This window comes from Candidatus Nitrotoga sp. M5 (assembly GCF_927904885.1).
Classification (GTDB): Bacteria; Pseudomonadota; Gammaproteobacteria; order Burkholderiales; family Gallionellaceae; genus Nitrotoga.
The window spans coordinates 1-17,957 of sequence record NZ_CAKMNW010000023.1 but is presented as its reverse complement, the minus strand read 5'-3'; the positions used below and the strand labels follow the sequence as shown (position 1 = coordinate 17,957).

General features: G+C 45.4%; 15 protein-coding genes and 1 pseudogene. 13 read left to right on the top strand and 3 right to left on the bottom strand.

Annotated elements, in window-relative coordinates; all coding sequences use genetic code 11:
• Positions 1-205: 205 nt before the first annotated feature.
• The 12 genes from MJ770_RS06550 (at position 206) to MJ770_RS06495 (ending at position 13,524) form a co-directional block, all read left to right on the top strand.
• The gene (locus tag MJ770_RS06550) at positions 206-1,555 is read left to right on the top strand and encodes a PilN domain-containing protein (protein WP_239250809.1); all 1,350 of its coding nucleotides are present in this window, start codon (positions 206-208) and stop codon (positions 1,553-1,555) included.
• Positions 1,555-2,133, top strand: coding sequence for a type II secretion system protein GspM (gene gspM, locus MJ770_RS06545; protein WP_239250808.1), 579 nt, complete (start codon positions 1,555-1,557; stop codon positions 2,131-2,133). Before MJ770_RS06550 ends, gspM begins: the two co-directional genes overlap by 1 nt.
• Positions 2,134-2,186: 53 nt before the next feature.
• A complete protein-coding gene (locus tag MJ770_RS06540) occupies positions 2,187-2,825 on the top strand; it encodes a hypothetical protein (RefSeq protein WP_239250807.1) in 639 nt (212 codons plus the stop codon).
• A gap of 221 nt (positions 2,826-3,046) precedes the next feature.
• Positions 3,047-5,335 (top strand): type II secretion system secretin GspD, encoded by a 2,289-nt coding sequence (gene gspD / locus MJ770_RS06535; protein ID WP_239250806.1) that lies wholly within the window; start codon positions 3,047-3,049, stop codon positions 5,333-5,335.
• Positions 5,336-5,699: 364 nt separating this feature from the next.
• The gene (locus tag MJ770_RS06530) at positions 5,700-6,134 is read left to right on the top strand and encodes a hypothetical protein (protein ID WP_239250805.1); all 435 of its coding nucleotides are present in this window, start codon (positions 5,700-5,702) and stop codon (positions 6,132-6,134) included.
• 203 nt (positions 6,135-6,337) lie between these two features.
• On the top strand, positions 6,338-7,825 hold the full coding sequence (locus MJ770_RS06525; RefSeq protein ID WP_239250804.1) for a hypothetical protein: 1,488 nt from the start codon (positions 6,338-6,340) through the stop codon (positions 7,823-7,825).
• A gap of 556 nt (positions 7,826-8,381) precedes the next feature.
• Positions 8,382-8,849 (top strand): hypothetical protein, encoded by a 468-nt coding sequence (locus MJ770_RS06520; protein ID WP_239250803.1) that lies wholly within the window; start codon positions 8,382-8,384, stop codon positions 8,847-8,849.
• Positions 8,850-8,942: 93 nt separating this feature from the next.
• Positions 8,943-9,887, top strand: a complete 945-nt coding sequence (locus tag MJ770_RS06515) for a peptidylprolyl isomerase (protein WP_239250802.1) — start codon at positions 8,943-8,945, stop codon at positions 9,885-9,887.
• Positions 9,888-9,890: 3 nt separating this feature from the next.
• Positions 9,891-10,679, top strand: a complete 789-nt coding sequence (locus tag MJ770_RS06510; RefSeq protein WP_239250801.1) for an ABC transporter permease — start codon at positions 9,891-9,893, stop codon at positions 10,677-10,679.
• Positions 10,680-10,942: 263 nt separating this feature from the next.
• Complete coding sequence (locus MJ770_RS06505) at positions 10,943-12,157, top strand: ABC transporter ATP-binding protein (protein ID WP_239250800.1); 1,215 nt, start codon at positions 10,943-10,945, stop codon at positions 12,155-12,157.
• A gap of 218 nt (positions 12,158-12,375) precedes the next feature.
• Complete coding sequence (locus tag MJ770_RS06500; RefSeq protein ID WP_320412221.1) at positions 12,376-12,594, top strand: DUF1840 family protein; 219 nt, start codon at positions 12,376-12,378, stop codon at positions 12,592-12,594.
• 330 nt (positions 12,595-12,924) lie between these two features.
• Positions 12,925-13,524, top strand: a complete 600-nt coding sequence (locus tag MJ770_RS06495) for a TIGR02466 family protein (RefSeq protein ID WP_239250799.1) — start codon at positions 12,925-12,927, stop codon at positions 13,522-13,524.
• 24 nt (positions 13,525-13,548) lie between these two features.
• Here MJ770_RS06495 and MJ770_RS06490 read toward each other — a convergent pair whose 3' ends face one another.
• Positions 13,549-14,430: an SDR family oxidoreductase gene (locus tag MJ770_RS06490; RefSeq protein ID WP_239250798.1), complete on the bottom strand. Its 882-nt coding sequence runs from the start codon at positions 14,428-14,430 to the stop codon at positions 13,549-13,551.
• Positions 14,431-14,484: 54 nt separating this feature from the next.
• Here MJ770_RS06490 and MJ770_RS06485 point away from each other — a divergent pair, with 54 nt between their 5' ends.
• The gene (locus MJ770_RS06485) at positions 14,485-15,495 is read left to right on the top strand and encodes a CDP-6-deoxy-delta-3,4-glucoseen reductase (RefSeq protein ID WP_239250797.1); all 1,011 of its coding nucleotides are present in this window, start codon (positions 14,485-14,487) and stop codon (positions 15,493-15,495) included.
• Positions 15,496-15,640: 145 nt separating this feature from the next.
• Here the strand turns inward: MJ770_RS06485 and msbA are convergent, their stop codons facing one another.
• Positions 15,641-17,395 (bottom strand): lipid A export permease/ATP-binding protein MsbA, encoded by a 1,755-nt coding sequence (gene msbA, locus MJ770_RS06480; RefSeq protein ID WP_239250796.1) that lies wholly within the window; start codon positions 17,393-17,395, stop codon positions 15,641-15,643.
• A 374-nt stretch (positions 17,396-17,769) separates the two neighbouring features.
• A pseudogene (locus tag MJ770_RS06475) lies at positions 17,770-17,957 on the bottom strand (hypothetical protein); the annotation flags it as partial.

Here is a 17,957-nt window from a genome sequence, read left to right as displayed (position 1 = left end):
GAAGCTGCTGCAAGATTGGATTTTAGAGGCGCCCTCTATTTTAGATAGAGCTTTTTTTTGATGAGCATAAAGCTTTGGTTGAACTTAACGATAATGAACATAACTGATTGTCATGCGCTTCTTCACTTTATCATACAGGGCCCATTACCCTTATACCTCTCATCGCCAGAATGAGAGACATCTCACAGGTATACTTCAGTTTTAGATGATAAATAAAATTCTAACTGCGCGGCACCCGCGCTTTACTTTTGACAGAAACTCAGCGCTTGGGCGCTTTTGGCGTTGGTGGTCGAGCGAACTCATTGCGCTCGTGCCGCAATGGATGCGGCAATCCAGCGCAAACGCTGCAAATGGATTGCTGATAGAAGTCACGCCTCAAACCGTTATATTACAGCGATGGCTGCAAGGCACCTTGACCGAGCAAGATCGAGTCGAGAGGCACTCTGGAGACCTTGATACACAAGGTAATACTTTTCAAGCACTTTTTACCAAACTGCATAAACGCGATGAGCAGGTTGCATTGTGGCTCACTGATACTCAATGCCTTGTCAAGCAGATCGAACTACCTCTGGCCGCGGCCAAAAATCTTCGCCAAGTACTAGGTTTCGAAATGGATCGTCATACCCCTTTCAAAGCTGGACAAGTTTATTTCGATTTTCGCGTGTTGCGTGTGGATAACCAAAAAAATCGGCTTGTCGTCAAACTGGTGGTTGTACCACGCTCAGCGATGGATAGTTCACTGGACCTGCTGGAGGGTTGGGGGGCACCAATCACAGCAGCATATGTTGCCGGCACTGCTGTACCAGACGGCAATACCATCAACCTGATACCAACTGAGCGACACGCTACTCGGCCTTCCAAGCTACGTGGAATCAACCCCATGTTATTCCTGTTAACGTTTATTCTGGCAATGGCTGCCATAACCATACCGATTTGGCAGAAGCGACAAACCGTGATTACACTGTTGCCGATAGTTGACCGCGCCAAGCAGCAAGCGCAAGAAACTAACGCATTGCGAAGCGAGCAGGAAAGGTTAGCCGCAGAATACAATTTCATGCTGAAAAAAAAACAGGAAGTCCCGCCGTTAGTAGTATTGCTGGACGAGTTATCTCTACTGTTACCAGATGATACATGGGTACAACAATTTAATCTTAAAGGCAAGGAACTGCAAATCCAAGGGGAAACCGGCACTTCGTCGAAATTGATCGCATTGTTCGAGTATGCAAAAATTTTGCATGGTGCCAACTTTCGTTCGCCGCTGACCAAGGGGCATATGCCAGACAAAGAACGTTACCATCTAGCAGCAGAAATAACGTCACTACCAACCGCAACAATCGTTACGCCAGCGCCCGAGCCTGAATCTGAACCAGGCATACTCGATAACACCATTAGTCAGTCAGAGCAATCCACATCTGAATCCAATAAACTCGAAGCGGAGAAGTTTAATTCGCCGTTGCCGCTTAGAGTCCCAGCCCTCAAGCCAGCACTGCCAGCTTCGAATACGCCAATTAAACAGACAATGAAAGCCGTGCCTAATCTAAAGGCTAAATTCTGATGCGTACCCTCAGCAAAAATCAAAGTCGTAGCCTGGCCATTGGGCTGTTAATCTTATTCATAATGATTGGCGTTTTGTTGATATTCATCCCAATTAACATGTTGCATCGCCATTACGACCAGTCGTTGGATAGCATGATCGACCATTTGGAGCGTTACCGGCACATTGTAGCGAGCCGTGCCGAAATCCAGTTGGCGCTCGATCAAGTGAAGAAAAAAGAAGGCCGCCAGCATTTCCTCAGAAACACCGGCGCCGCACTAGCCGCCTCGGAAATTCAGGAAACCGTAAAAAATACGATTGAGGCCAATGGTGGTAAGCTGGTCAGTATGCAAGTGGTGCCATTTAAAGATGACGGTGGTTATCGACGCGTCACTGTCAACATCCAATTTATCAGCGACATGTCTGCACTGAGAAATATTCTTTATACCGTAGAAACAGTGCGACCCTATCTGCTACTTGATAATGTCAGCATACGATCACAGAGCAATTTTTCGCGAAAAGGCGCGCCTGTGAAAGAACCGGAACTCAGAGCACAGCTTGACGTAACCAGTTATGCGTTGGTAGCGGATAAACAATGAAATTGCCCTTCGAACCTCGTTATTTCACGTCCATATTATGGTTGGCATTAATCATGTTCCTGATCTGGACAATTGGAACCGAACTTGGCTGGGGTAACCGTGACAATATAGCACTGCCGCAGTCAAAGCCGCAAAAAGCTAGGCCAGTAGTGGTGCCACTGCAGCCAGAGTTCGCTTTACTGCCGCTGGATCAATACTATACAGAGATATTGACACGGCCACTGTTTGTGCCAACCCGCCGTCCGCTGCCGCCCGAGCTCGTATCTTCTCTCCAGCAGCAGCAGTCGTCGTCTGAGCCGATAGCGCCTCCCAAACCAACCATGCGCAAAGGGCAGTTTATTTTGGACGGCATCATTATTACCAAGGACAAAAAAATTGCGCTGTTGCGTGAAGTCGCCACCCGCAAGATGGTACGTGTCGAGCTAGGCCAAGAAATAAACGGTATGCAAATTGAGAAATTGGACCGTGATAAAATCACCTTCAAACAGGGCGATGAGTACGAAGAAATAATACTGAAAATCAAGGCGGCGTCACCGCCGGCAGGACAGTATGGCAATACGGGAAGGGTTGCGCCCCCAGCATCCGCTGAAACAGTGCCGGGAGCGCCAATTGCAGCTCCGACTTCGAACGCTGGTGACCCACGGTCTGTTTTCGAACGCCGCCGTGCCTTGCGACAATTGCCGCCGCCGTAACAAACACATTTTTAATATGTTCTACAGAATTGATAGTGAAGCACCATTCAAGAAATACAAGATTAACAACTAAAAATAGTCAGCTACAATCCGTTCGTTCTGAGCCTGACGAAAAACAATCGGATTTGTTTCTTCTGTAAAAGATTTACATTTTCAGCGGGAGATTAAAGCTTTATTACTCACTCTATTTCGCATAGAGCCATTTTGATTGAGAAGCCAATATGCTATTACACAATAAAGAGAACGGCATGGATAAAACTCGCCTGACTTGGGTACTGATTATGATCACTCTCCCTTTACTGGGAGGGTGCACTACCTTTTTCAAGACGTTCGAAGCGAAGAAAATCGATGAGAAAAAAATCGACGTAAAGAAAATCGAAAAAGTCGTAAAACCGCATTCTATTACACAGAATAGTGATGGTGTCGAAACCAGGAATGTGCCAGCGGAACAACCTGCCGTCATCGATAGCTTGGAAAAAACCAAAATGTATCCTGGCACGGGAGTATTTGTCAAAGCACCAGAGCCAGCTACAAACGTGGCCAAACTAGCTACTGGCGACACAGTAATGCTTAATTTCGAGGGCGCTGATTTGCGCGAGGTAGTCAAAGCGATAGTGGGTGACATATTCAATGAAACTTACATAATTGATCCCAAGGTGCAAGGAGTAATCAATTTGCATACCAGCAAACCCCTTCAGCAAAAGGACTTGCTGCCAACACTGGAAACACTGCTACGCATGAATGGTGCAGCGATCATCAGAGAAGATGAGATTTACAAAATAGTTCCTGCAGCGACTGCCACGCGCGGCTCGATCACGCCGCAACTAGGAGACGACAAAGTAATATTGCAAGGCGGCCGCGGTTACAGCGTTCAGATCGCGCCGTTAAAATTTATCGCCGCCAGTGAAATGGTAAAAATTCTTGAGCCATTTGTTTCTGAAGCAAAATCCGTGCGTATTGATGAAGCACGCAACCTGCTTATTCTTTCTGGTACCGAACGCGAATTACAACATTTGCAGGACACTATCACCATGTTCGATGTCGATTGGCTAGCTGGCATGTCAGTCGCTCTTTTCACACTTGAAAGCGTCAAAGTAAAGACCGCCGTGGCAGATCTTGACAAAATCTTTGACGCTAAAGCACTTAGTCCTTTGGCCGGCGTGGTCAAACTGGTTCCGATCGAGCGTCTGAACGCCATTTTGGTGATCACCCAACAACCCAAATATCTCGAGCAGGCAAGATTATGGATTGAACGTTTTGACCGCACTGGCGGAGCCGAGACCACTGCCGGCATGCGCTTATTCGTTTACCCAGTGCAAAATGGAATGGCTGAGAAATTGGCAGAATTGCTCAATAAAGTATTCAAAAAGTCAACGGCTTCAACATCGCAACCACCTGCGCTTGCTCCTGGCTTGGCTCCAGCACAGGTAGAGTCGACAAAATCAACTCCCGTGAATACAACCTCGGAACCACAAGAGGCAGCCGGTGATAGTGTCGCGGTATACGGGGATATTCGCGTGATCGCCGACAAAGACAACAATTCATTGCTAATTATGGCCTCGCCGTCCAATTACGAAAAAATAGAAGCCGCCATTCGCAAGCTAGATGTGCCTCCGCGACAGGTTTTAATTGATGTAACAATCGCCGAGGTAACGCTCTCTGGTGATTTAAAATTTGGATTGGAATGGGCATTCAAAAATGGAAACGGTAACGGCAAGCTCGATACCGGCGGCCCAGGAATTAGTGCATTAGCTCCCGGCTTTTCCTATGTGTTGAGCAATTCAAATGTAGCGGGCGGGGTGTCCGCTGCGCTCAATTTATTGGCAACCGATTCACGCGTCAAGGTAATTTCCTCGCCACATTTAATGGTCACTGACAATCAAACCGCCAAAATCCAAGTCGGCGATCGGGTACCGATCACCAGCCAGACTCAAACTGTTTTAGGCTCAGCCACAGGGCTAATTGCTTCAATACAGTATATTGATACCGGAGTTCTGTTAAAGGTTACGCCACGCATCAATGCCGGTGGTCAAGTTACTATGGAAATTGATCAAGAGGTTAGCTCAGCCTCCTTGACCACAACATCCTCTATTAATTCTCCTACTATCAGCAAGCGCGCGATAGAAACTACGGTCGTGGTTAAATCCGGTGAGACAATGGTGTTGGGTGGATTAATTAAGGATGATAATAACAGGGGAAGCAGCGGATTGCCGTACCTGTCTAAAATCCCGTTTATCGGTGGATTATTCGGTGTCCAGACATTTAACAAAACCCGCACCGAGCTTGTACTTTTGATAACACCACGGTTGGTGGCTAATAACCAGCAAGCGCGCGAAGTCAGTGATGAATTCCGAAAAAAACTCAGCGCCTTACACGACCTTTTAGAAGATACCGGAACCTCTAGCGATATACCAAAGAAACCTGACACTTTGAACGAGCAGTTGGGAAAAGCTGGGGTATCTGGCAACACATCCAAACTAATAGAAAGGAAAATTGAGCAGGCTCCTTAACTCAGGTCGTTGCCTGATAATATTACGAACAACACTAATGTGTCCTAAAGAATTTCTACTCCATGCCGTAAACTGATTTGGTTTAAATTATTAAGATGCGCAAAGTGAATTTCTGTTATTTGCATTGGGCAGACCGAATTCTTAGTGGAAAATATTGTGCAGAAATTTCAGGTTGTAAATTATTTGATGCTGGAGTTATGAAAACAGTCGAATAATTACAAAAATGCTCGGTTTATCTATCTTAAACGTATATATGTTGCATAAAAGAGACATCGCAACAAAAGAATTTAGATTGACCTTGACAGTTCATTCACGCAAGAGTGACTATAGTCAATATAAAAACTATAGATGTTTGGGTGAATTCTTGAAAAAACGGATGTGCAGAATTACTTTTAAACTACAAAGTACCGCGGCGGCGCTTGTCCTAAGTGCTGGAGTAGTAGGTTGTGCTGGATCAGGTGGAGGTTCAATATCATCTGTGCAGAATGAACCGCAAAAGATGGTTTCCGACTTGGCAGTTGCTCGTTGGGAAGCTCTAATAAAAGGGGATTTTGCAAAAGCGTACAGTTATCTGAGCCCTGGTACACGTGAAGTTATGTCGTTGGATTTATATAAAGCTAAAATTCGTGGTGGCACTTGGGAAAAAGCCAATGTGAATTCTGTTTCATGTGAGCATGATCAATGCGAGGTGACGATGGCAATTGAGTATAGCTATCGTGATATGAAATCAATTGAGACTATTCTCAAAGAGAATTGGTTACGCCAAAACGGAAAATGGTGGTTTGTCCAGCGTAGATAATTTGTAGTTATGGATTTTTAGATAGGAGGATTATGTGTATAAAAAATCACTTGTAAAATGAAACAGCTATGATATACAATAACATCGCAGTAATTTCTAAAGTCGACTGTAGTAATTATTGAAGTATCACTTCCATAAAAGAATTCATCTTTTATGAGGTTAAACTTTAACATTTCGTAACAAAATTAAGGAGTCTAGCGATAATGCAAAAATTTAAAAGAAAGTCACTGTATCTTGCTATGGTAGCGGCGGTAAGCACAGTTGGTATGGCGAGTAATGCAGCAAATGCGGCTGTGCACGTAAATTCAAACGGTCTGGGCGAAGTTCTGATTTACCCTTACTACACCACACGCGCTGGAATGGACACATACATGTCCGTAGTGAACACTACAAATTCTTCCAAAGCCGTAAAAGTTCGTTTCACCGAAGGCAAGAACAGCCGCGAAGTACTTGACTTTAACCTCTACCTGTCCCCGAATGACATGTGGACTGCTGCAGTTGTTAATACAACTAACGGCGCGAAGCTTATTACTTCTGACAAATCATGCACAGCCCCTGCGATTCCTGCTGGTGGTAAAGAGTTTGTGAACTTCGCATTTTCCGGCGCTGCTCTTGAAGGCATTCAACAAAGTGGCGGAGACGGCGAGACCCAATCTTTGGATCGTACCCGTGAAGGATATTTTGAAGTTATCGAAATGGGCACAATCACGAATACCATGATCGACGCAGCTGTAACTCACGTCGGTGGTGTCCCAGCTAATTGCGCGCTAGTTCAGGCAGCTAACATGGATATGGGCGCTGGTAGCGCATTGGTAGTGGGTGGTCAATCAGCAAGAGCCAACCCTTCAACTGGTGGATTGGCAGGTACAGCTTCTCTGATAGGTGTTGCAGCTGGAACTGATTTTGGCTATGACCCAGTTGCGTTGGATGCCTTCGCACCATCTCATCTCCAAAATATCTGGAATCCTCCGGGCAGTATTTTCCCGGATCTGACGTTCGCAGATACAACCAGTGTTGTGTTTAACGGTGGCTCCGTTGTAACCAGTTCTTGGTCTAGCGGTGACGCTACTGTCAGTGCGTTGCTGATGCACAACAATATTATCAACGAGTATGTTCTGGATAATGCAACCCTGTCCGGTACTGACTGGGTGATAACAATGCCAACCAAACGCTACAATGTACCCGTCCATAACCCGGCATTGACTCCAGACGCCACACAATTGTTTAGTCCATTCACCCACAAATTCTGGCTTAACGGCGCATGCGAACCTGTTGGCCTGAGCTACTGGGATCGTGAAGAGGGTAACGTCAGCATCGTTGATTTCTCACCACCTGCTCCAGGCGGCGGCACTTCATTGTGCTGGGAAACAACAGTTGTTACGTTTAATAACAGCCATGTATTAGGATCTGCCAACGAAGTAAATGTTCCAGTTAACTTCGAAAATGGATGGTTGCGGATGGCCTTTAATGCATCTGGAATCACCGCTGTTAATGGACAAATTGATGGTAATGGGGTTACTCATGGAACTGCTGCTCAATCTCTAACAAGTCTTGATGGCGATATTTATACCGGCTTGCCTACTGTTGGATTCATGTTGCAAGATTTCATTAACCAAAATGCAGCGCCTGGAATTATGGCAACATACGGCGGTAATTTCAATCATAAGTATACGGTTTCAATTGTAGATTAAGTATACGACTACGATAACGCCATCTTTGTAATTTTGTTACTGATGGTGAAGCTACACGCAGCTTACTAGTGTGTAGCTTGAAAAGGGGGGTGCGAAGAAATTCCACTCCCTTTTTTTATTGAAATTAGATATCTTACTAATAAAAGGGTGCCTCTAAAAATTCAAATTTCTAAGCAGAACACGAGTAACAAATTGAGCTCGGTAGATATGTTGATATATAATCAACCAATATTGAGTAGTGTCGTATTGTGATGCAACGGGGTGAGTAGGCACACTACGAAGCGGCTGCTCGCAAAATTGGATTTTTAATGGCGTCCTATTGCACTTTTCCAGAAAGTGTTACTGGGAATCGCCACTCATTCCCATATTATTACCACCCAGCAGAATGAACTAGCAACTAGATGTTATGGTCTGTATTGTGTAACTATAGCTGGGGTATGATTTAAAATGAAATGCTTCGAACCAAATGCTGGTTATATTTTCATGATGTATTCCTCGCTTTTATATAAAGCGCGATTCCGAGAATCGGTAATTAAACTAATATTAGGAGACTAGTATGAATCAGAAATTAAGAAACACAAAAGTCGCAGCTTGCGTTTTGGCTTTTACGATGGCCGGCACGGGCTCAACCTTGGCTGGTACAGCAACATTGAACGGAGCAACAGGGAACTCATGTGCCTATGATAGCATGAGCTTAGGTGTCGACGGCAACCTGACAATAAACTGCAGTGGTAGCTCACCGACACCAACACCAACACCAACACCGACACCAACACCAACACCAACACCGACACCAACACCAACACCAACACCAACACCAACACCAACACCAACACCAACAGAAAGCGGCCAGCCGCCAACATCATCTTCTCCTCTCTCAGAAATTAGAAAATGGAACTATGCTTTCGAATCAATAAATTTCTACCCGCATAATGCGAAAGTTGAACCAGTGGGGACTATGGAATACTATAAAGTAATCCAAAGAAACAAACCGACACAACTTCATTTACCTAGCACTTGGTAGATTTTAAACAGGTCTGACCGTGTTTATGCTAACTCCCCCATCTTAAAGATGGGGGAGTTTTCTTGTATTTAATTTAACTTGAGGTTGAAAATAATGAGACAACTGTTGCTAAAACAGTGCGCAACGTTAGCCGTAATGGTTTGCTTCACTGCTCCGGCGTTAAGTGTGGAGCAGGTCTTAGTCGAGTCCAATCAGGTCCGAATTACAAACCTGGATTTCGAGGCGGATCTGATGCGCATACCTTCAGAACATCGCTCAGAGGTACTGGCAAGCAAATCCCGCATTGCCAAGCTACTGGAAAGCATACTGATCAACAAAACGTTAGCTGCACAAGCACGCGATGCCGGAATTGATCGTGAACCTGTAATGAGCAAACAGATGGATATGGCAGCGGACAAATTGCTGGCACAGGAACAAATCAATCGTATCACTAAGGAAGTTAAGTTACCCAACTTCGACGCACGTGCCCGCGAGCTATACAAGGTAAATATCGATAAATATACTGTGCCAACGAAAGTACACGTTTCCCATATTCTGGTGGACACAAAAAGCCGCACACAAGAAGAAGCGCAGCAGCGTATTAAGCAAGTTCGCGAACAGGCAGTTGGCGGCAAAGAATTTGAAGCGTTAGCGCTGGAATACTCTGATGATCCGAGCGCTAAAGGAAATAAGGGTGACCTTGGTTTTTTTGAAAAGGGGAAAATGGTCAAACCATTCTCCGACGCGGCTTTCGCCATTACCACTCCAGGCGATATCAGTGAACCGGTGAAGACAGTTTTTGGCTATCACATTATTCAGCTTCATGAAAAAACACCCAAACAGGTGCGTTCGTATGAAGAGGTCAAGGAAGAAATCATACAGGTGGAGCGTGAAAAATTTTTAAATGAATACCGCAAAACGCTTATCGGTAAGATACTACTCGATCCGTCGTTGAAACTAAATGAAGAAGCCGTCAATCGCTTCTGGACAAATCCTGATATGAAATTAGGCGATGTTAATGCATCTGAAAAAAACAAGTCCGAGGCCACCAAGCAGTAATTCATGCCCATAAGAAATCTGTGGCCGTACCGCTGGCTGCTACTTAATTTCCTATCACGAGAAATTAAAAGTCGATATATCGGCAGCGTCAGCGGAATTTTCTGGGCATTACTACACCCACTCGCGCTGTTGGCAGTTTATGCAGTGGTATTTACAGCTATTTTCAAGGTGAAGTTTCCTGAGCTGGAAGGTCACAGCTTTATCCTGTTTGTTGCGGTAGCGCTATGGCCTTGGTTGTGCTTTCAGGAAGGAGCGCAACGTGGGGCACTGTCGGTACAAAATGGTGGAGGTCTTATAAAAAAAGTCGCCTTCCCACATGAGCTGCTGGTGTATGGCGCGGTTCTTTCCACGTATGCTGTCCACGTGAGTGGATTTCTCCTGGTGCTTGTAGTACTTGCTCTCACCGGCAGTGATTTGCACTTTTCATCTCTGCCACTGGTATTGCTGCTATTCAGTATGCAGTTATTATTCACTAGCGGTCTAGCACTTATTCTTGCAGCGTTACAAGTGTTGCTCAAAGATGTTGAGCACTTCCTTACGCCGCTGTTTATGGTCTGGTTCTACGCAACCCCCATACTTTATCCGGCAAGCCTGGTACCGCAGCAGATACAGCAAATCATTGCATTGAACCCACTTTCCTACTTTATTACCAGAGTTCGTGAGCTGCTGATGACTGGCAATAGCCAGATCGGTTGGCAGGATTTGGTAATGCTGCTGAGTTGTATGTTGTTTTTTTTGATCGGGCGCTGGTTTTTTAATCGCTTGTCACCTTATTTTGAGGATTTTATTTAACATAAAATTCGTGGGAATTTAAACATTGATAGTAGCTCTATTAGAATGCGCTGATCCTGAATTTGTTGATAATGGGCAAATTTACATCTTCTGCGGCAGGTTTAAAATTGATTACCTGCTGCGTTTCGTATAGAGACAAGTTACTTATTGAAAAACAGTTAGTTAATATGTTTAGCAAGAGCTGTTACATTAAACTATCTGTTAAAATGACCATTTTCCCCAAATTTAAACTCCCCCTCTAATTTGTAACTGACACGAATATTGTGCAAAGACCACTTATCAGCCTAAGCAACATTGGCAAGAATTATCCCAGCGTAGCCACTGGTGGTAACCGATTACGCACGATTGCCGCTTTACTCTTCAAGCGTGGTGAAGTGCCCCATTTCTGTGCGTTGCAGGGGGTTAATCTAAAGCTGAAAGCAGGTGAATCACTTGGCTTGATCGGCGAAAACGGCGCGGGCAAATCTACCCTTTTGAAAATCATCGCAGGTGTGGTCAAGCCTTCCACAGGTCAAGTAGTGGTAAATGGTCGTATTGGCGCCTTGCTGGAGCTGGGCAGCGGTTTCCACCCCGAATATAGCGGTCTGGAGAACATCCATCTGGCAGCCGCACTGATGGGCATGAGCAACGCAGAAATCGACAGCAAACTGGATTCCATAATTGAATTCGCCGATATAGGTACCCATATTGCGGAACCGATCAAACATTACTCATCCGGCATGGTGGTTAGGTTGGGCTTTGCCGTGGCAACCGCCATGCAACCGGACATCCTGATTACTGACGAAGTACTGGCTGTTGGGGATGAATCGTTCCAGAAGAAATGTATCCGCTGGATTGAAGGTTATTTGAGTCAAGGCGGGACACTACTGCTGTGCTCGCACAGCATGTTCCACATTCAGACCCTGTGCCAAAAAGCAGTATGGATTCATGATGGGCAGTTACATATGTATGGTGATAGTTTTGACGTGACGCGCGAATATCTGACCTACCACGAAGAGAAAAATAGCAAAGCTGCGCACTTGGAACGCGAGGTGCTGCCAAGCGGGGTATACCAAATTCGCAAACTGTGGTTGGAGAATGATTCGGGCAATGTAACTACGTTGGTTGACATAGGTGGAGTATTACGTATTTGCGGTGTAGCACACTCTCCAGATGACCGACCGCCTGTGATTTTGTTTGGAATAGTCCGAGCTGATGGAGCGCCAATATACGGTACGCATTCAAACGAAACGGCGTATCTTCCAAACCAAATTGCTCCTTCACAATATGGATTTTGCGTTCGCTTTTCAAATCTGCAGTTATTGCCTGGTAAATATACCATTCGCGCTCATGCAATGGATCCTGAAGGGTTGCGTCTTTTTGATACGGTGAGCACTTCGGTTCGAATCACCGGGCAAACCCGCGATTACGGCTTATGCCGTTTAGAGCATGAGTGGATGGCCGCGAGAGAAGATTTTATTGCCATGGAAGATAATTGAGCTTGAGAGCAGTCACTGTTATTACTACTATACCTTCAGACTTTGAATAACTTATAGTCATGACATTTGTGAACTATTTCGACTACTCAGACATGGATTTGCTGAAAATATGTGACATGATTTAAATTCGTACATGCCAATATTTGGCAAATATGAATTTTCCTAAAAGCAATCTATGTTGATTAACGTTCACTTCTAAAGCCTATCCTGATATCACCATGTTCGGTGAGTCAGCGCTACAACTGATCAAGATGATGGGACACAGTGGCGTTGTGCCTAGCGCCATTATGGCCGAAGATGTTCCTGCAGCACTCGACCGCCTGGAACACGGTATCCAGTCAGAGTGCAAAGTGCTGCCACCAGAAAAATCCAGCGATGTTCCAGATACAGAATTGCACGAACAAAGTGTGAGCCTAAAAATAGGGCTCTTCCTTTGATTGAACAACTCTCAGCGGCTACAAAAGAACATTGTGATGTGAAAAACAATGTAGGTGTTTAGGTCAGATTTTCACCCGACCAGGGATGACTTTTTCAGAATTGATATTCGTTCTTGACCCATCAAAACAGATCTGGGCAAATCAAGTCTCGGCCAATAAATACCACAAAAAATATAATGGATATAGTGTTTCATACTGAAACAAGTAAGTATAATGAACCATACTATATAATTTTCGTAAGGGCATTTATAAACTGATAATTGCATATGTTGGCTACCAAGTTACTTATGCTTTTCGCCGTGATTTTTGAAGTTCAGGAGATGTGACGAGATGAACCTTGATACCTATTTTTCGACACCTGTTTGGTGGGATGAGCTTGATGTTGATGCTGATGCCATTTATAACTTTTGTCATCAATTAAAGCAATCCGATCCACGTGGGAATGAGGTTAGTAATGTTGGGGGGTGGCAATCAAAAGAGTTTTACTATGGCGACCATCCTGAATTAACGCCGTTATTAAATGAGATTTTGCACAGATCAAAACAATGCTTATCTGATTTTGGATATGACGATGTAAATTTCGAGACCTATATGGATAATGTATGGGTAAACAGTAATAACTTAAACAATTACAATAAAATTCATATTCATTGCTCATCGTTTATATCTGGTACTTATTACGTCACTGACTCGAATGCTCAAATCGAGTTTTACAGGAATTTTCAAGAACAGTACTCCATAGAATCTTTAGCGCCCATTTCTGAGCTTAACGCAATTAATACGCCAAAATTTTCATACCCGGCGAGAAAAAATTATTTAGTTATGTTTCCGTCCTGGGTGCCTCATTCAGTCGAACCCAATCAAGAAAACATTGAAAGAATATCAATATCTTTTAATATAAGAATAAGAAAAAAAGGAACGACAAGATAAGATTTGCATCTCACCTCAAAGAGATTAGGTACCCGAATTGTTTTTTTGAATAGTCTTCAGCGTATCTGCCACTGTCGGATAGTGCAACTTTACTTTCAATTCGCGTTTCATACGCGTGTTCATCAGGCGGCGTGATTCATTAATGAACGAAAGCAAGGTCTTTGGCAAGATTTGCTGTGCCCGTTCACGGCTAACACGCGGCACATGCGGTAAATCAAATGTATCTGCTACTCTATCAAAATAGTCCCCTAACTTTAGTTCGCTGTCATCACTGGTGTTGTACACCCGGTTCGGTTTTGCATAGCGTAATGCTGACATAACGATATGCGCGAGATCGTCTGCATGAATGTGATTGGTATAGCTATCTTCTGCTGCCACGATTGCCGGTAATCTTTGCTGCAAGCGTTGCAGTGGAAGGCGATCCGCTGCATAGATACCCGGGACACGCAGGATAGTGCTACGCACCCCGGTGCGTTTTGCCCAACGGCGAATTATATTTTCAGCAGCCACTCTGCGCAGAGCGCGTGCAGTTTGCGCATTTAATGTACGGGTCTCTGTAACATACTCCCCAGCGCAATCGCCATATACCCCGCTGGTGCTGATATATACAAGACTCCCAGGTAATGTGCTACGCGATAAAACGGCTAGCAAATTGCGGGTGCGTGTATCGCTTTCGCCAGTATTAGGAGGCGGGGAAAAATGAAGCACGGTGTGCGCCAGCCCGGTTAATCGACTCAGGCTGAGTGGATTATCCAGATCTCCCAACAGCGGTGTAATGCCTGCAGCACGTAGCTCAGCGCAACGCGCAGTATTACGTAGCAGCCCAAACAAACGGTATTGGCCGCTTAATAGACGCGCAACTCGCATGGCGATATCACCACAGCCAACAATCAAGATTCGTTTCATTGCATGATTATGCGTTAAAATTACCCTTTTGCGTATGTTGCAAACGAGATATTAATGGCATTTAACATTCTCATTAAACCGAGCGATCATAGTTTCATCATGGAGGCCGACGAAACCATCCTTGAGGCAGGACTAAGGCATGGTTTCATTTTGCCTTATAGTTGCCGCGATGGCGCATGCGGCACGTGCAAAGGCTTGCTGCTGCAAGGGACAGTGGATTACGGCAAGTATGAAAGCAACATGCTCAGTGAAGCAGAAAAAGCGGAGGGTATGGCCTTGTTTTGTTGTGCTAAGCCTACGTCCGATCTGATCATCCAGTGCCGCGAAGTGGATGCCGTAAAAGGCATCCCGGTGAAAACTCTACCTTGCCGCGTGCACAAACTGGAACGACTTGATGACGTGATGGTGCTGAATCTGAAGTTGCCTGCCAACGAGCGTTTACAGTTCCTTGCAGGACAATATATCGATATTCTTATGAAGGGCGGCAAAGCGCGCAGCTTCTCGCTGGCCAACGCCCCACATGATGACGAACTTTTGCAGCTGCATGTGCGCAACATTTCAGGTGGCGAGTTCACAAAGCATGTGTTTACGCAAATGAAAGAACGCGACATTCTGCGTTTTAAGGGACCACTAGGTACTTTTTTCCTGCGCGAAGATAGCAGTAAGCCTGTAGTGTTTGTTGCCAGCGGCACTGGCTTCGCACCAATTAAATCCATCATCGAACACGCACTCCACATTGGTGTGAAACGTTCTATGCATTTTTATTGGGGGGTACATAATTTGAATGGCCTCTATATGCTTGATCAAGCCAAGGAATGGGAAACTCATGGTATAAAATTCACACCGGTCTTGTCGGATGCTTTGCCAGCGGATGACTGGCAGGGCAGGACGGGTTTCGTACACAAGGCCGTACTGGAAGATTACCCCGATTTATCCGGCTACCAAGTGTATGCCTGTGGCGCACCAATAGTAGTAGAGTCGGCACACCGCGACTTCACGACATTGCGCGGATTGCCCAACGATGAATTTTTCTCCGACGCATTTACTCCCGCCGTCAAAGTTTGATTCAGGCGCTCTACAACTGTTGCTATAAAATTATGTTTCTATTTCCATGTTCTATGAATGCTGACAATATCAGCAAACACTTACATATGAGGAAACAGCTGATATCCCTTAACCTCTGTTGTTAGTGAGCCAAATATATTGGTTATCATTGATTGTCACGGTCAATATCATTCCACATAAACTGTGTACTGTGCAGCTGTGCGTACACACTTCCCTTGGCAAGTAATTCTTGATGGGTGCCAATTTCGACAATTTCCCCTTTTTGTAACACGACAATTCTGTCGGCTTTTTCAATGGTAGACAAACGATGGGCAATTACTAACGTGGTTCGTCCCTTCATCAAGGTCTCTAGCGCAGCTTGCACATGACGCTCAGACTCGCTATCCAAAGCGGACGTGGCTTCATCCAGAATAAGGATAGGTGTGTTTTTCAGAATAGCTCGAGCGATGGCAATGCGCTGGCGCTGCCCACCAGACATACGCACCCCCCTTTCACCCACCAGTGTTTGTAAACCTTGCGGCATTTCACAAATAAATTCCATTGCATGGGCAGCTTGAGCGGCGGCAATTATTTCTGCCTCAGGTACTTCGCGCTTCTGCCCATAGGCAATGTTGGCTGAAACGGTATCATTAAATAACACCACATCTTGGCTTACCAGTGCAATTTTAGCGCGCAGGCTGGCCAGCGTGAGATCCGCAAGATCATAACTGTCCAGCGTAATGCGTCCGCTGCTCGGAGAATAGAAGCGCGGCACGAGGTTGACCAAAGTGCTTTTGCCACCGCCTGAGGCACCTACCAGCGCGACTGTCTGCCCTGCAGGAATCTCCAAATTGATGTCTCGTAATGCCAGCTTTTCACCTTTCTGATATGAAAAGTTTACATGTTCAAATTTTAATCTGCCGGAAGCATGAGTAATTGATTGATTGCCTGAATCCAGTTCACTTGGCGTATCAAGCAGCTCAAACACACTTTCTGAAGCAGCCAGTCCGCGCTGCAAATGCTCGCTGACGCTGGCGAGCCGTTTCAGCGGCGAGGTCAGCATCAACATGGCTGTAATGAAAGAAAGGAAGCCACCCACCGTAGTTTCATCGCTGCGCGATTGCTCGGTAACAAGATAAACGATAGCCGCAAGCGCCACTGCTGACACCATTTGCACGATGGGTACATTGGCGGCGGCGGCCGCCGCCTGTTTCATGGTGTGACGGCGCACCCAGTTAGCCTGGCCATTAAAACGGTGGCCTTCATACTGCTGTCCACCGAAAAGTTTAACCACTTTATGCGCTGTTACACTTTCTTCAATTACCTGGGTGATGTCTCCCATAGCGCGCTGCGAATTGCGGCTGGCGACACGCAACCGGCCACTGATGATCTTTATGATAAATACAATAACCGGCGCCATTAACAGGCTGAGTAAAGTGAGCTTCCAGTTGAGGTAAAAAAGCCAGCCTAGCAGCCCAACGATCATAAGAGAATCACGGACACCAATGGTCACTACGGTTGTTGCGGCAGCCGTTACCTGTGTTACATCAAAGGTCAATTTTGAGATTAGATTGCCAGTCGCATGATCATCATAAAACCGCGCAGGCAGAGAAAGTAGCTTACTGAACATTTCAGTGCGCAAATCCATCACTACTTTATTTCCTACCCAAGTGATAGTGTAGGTGGCAACAAAAGTTGCAAGGCCGCGTACAAAGAAAATAACCAATATAAATAGAGGAATCAATCTAATAATGGCCTCATCTTTATGCACGAATGTGCCGTCTAGCATGGTTTTTAGCAAAATTGGCAATAACGGCTCAGTAGCCGCAGCCACTACCATGCCAAGGATGGAAAGTGCGAATATGCGCCAGTAAGGTTTGACATAGCCGAGCAACCGCAAATAAAGCTGTGAACTGGTCATATTTATAACGCGCTAAGTTTGCAGAGTGATTACATTTTTCGACCTGATTTACAATGCACTGTAAATTGCCACTAAGCTTCTGAGGCAGGTATGGTGAAATAGTATGTTACGAGCAGGCCGACTGCTAATTAGCTAAAAAAACTCTTGTGAATTGCTTCAGCCATTTTACGGCCTAGCATCATTCGCTTACAGCAAAAGGTTACCGTTTTACTGCATTTCCCCTGCCTTGTCTGCCTTGTTTGATATCGTTAACAGCGAAACCAGCTCGCGACACGCCGACAGTAAAGAGGACAAGGCGCATACAAACGTACTGCGCCCAGTGGGGCAGCTTCGTAAGCAGCAAGCTGCTCTATAACCTGCACTCGCAGGCTACATTAATGTAGCTTGTCGGTGCCTGCTGGCTTAGTTGGATAAGGCCAAGTTGCAGCTGGGCGCACGGGTGACGAAGATGGGACTGTCTTGATTTTGGCAACAGGGGCTTTTTCAGGTGTAGCCGTTTTAGCTACAGGTTTCTTGGCAGCTACTGCTGTTTTAGCTGCGGGTTTCTTGGCAGCTACTGCTG

What these genes read in the sequence shown, in the direction of transcription:
- MJ770_RS06550 (WP_239250809.1), top strand. Translation starts at nt 206, where the DNA reads ATGATAAATAAAATTCTAACTGCGCGGCACCCGCGCTTTACTTTTGAC.
- gspM (WP_239250808.1), top strand. Translation starts at nt 1,555, where the DNA reads ATGCGTACCCTCAGCAAAAATCAAAGTCGTAGCCTGGCCATTGGGCTG.
- MJ770_RS06540 (WP_239250807.1), top strand. Translation starts at nt 2,187, where the DNA reads ATGTTCCTGATCTGGACAATTGGAACCGAACTTGGCTGGGGTAACCGT.
- gspD (WP_239250806.1), top strand. Translation starts at nt 3,047, where the DNA reads ATGCTATTACACAATAAAGAGAACGGCATGGATAAAACTCGCCTGACT.
- MJ770_RS06525 (WP_239250804.1), top strand. Translation starts at nt 6,338, where the DNA reads ATGCAAAAATTTAAAAGAAAGTCACTGTATCTTGCTATGGTAGCGGCG.
- MJ770_RS06520 (WP_239250803.1), top strand. Translation starts at nt 8,382, where the DNA reads ATGAATCAGAAATTAAGAAACACAAAAGTCGCAGCTTGCGTTTTGGCT.
- MJ770_RS06515 (WP_239250802.1), top strand. Translation starts at nt 8,943, where the DNA reads ATGAGACAACTGTTGCTAAAACAGTGCGCAACGTTAGCCGTAATGGTT.
- MJ770_RS06510 (WP_239250801.1), top strand. Translation starts at nt 9,891, where the DNA reads ATGCCCATAAGAAATCTGTGGCCGTACCGCTGGCTGCTACTTAATTTC.
- MJ770_RS06500 (WP_320412221.1), top strand. Translation starts at nt 12,376, where the DNA reads ATGTTCGGTGAGTCAGCGCTACAACTGATCAAGATGATGGGACACAGT.
- MJ770_RS06495 (WP_239250799.1), top strand. Translation starts at nt 12,925, where the DNA reads ATGAACCTTGATACCTATTTTTCGACACCTGTTTGGTGGGATGAGCTT.
- MJ770_RS06490 (WP_239250798.1), bottom strand. Translation starts at nt 14,430, where the DNA reads ATGAAACGAATCTTGATTGTTGGCTGTGGTGATATCGCCATGCGAGTT.
- MJ770_RS06485 (WP_239250797.1), top strand. Translation starts at nt 14,485, where the DNA reads ATGGCATTTAACATTCTCATTAAACCGAGCGATCATAGTTTCATCATG.
- msbA (WP_239250796.1), bottom strand. Translation starts at nt 17,395, where the DNA reads ATGACCAGTTCACAGCTTTATTTGCGGTTGCTCGGCTATGTCAAACCT.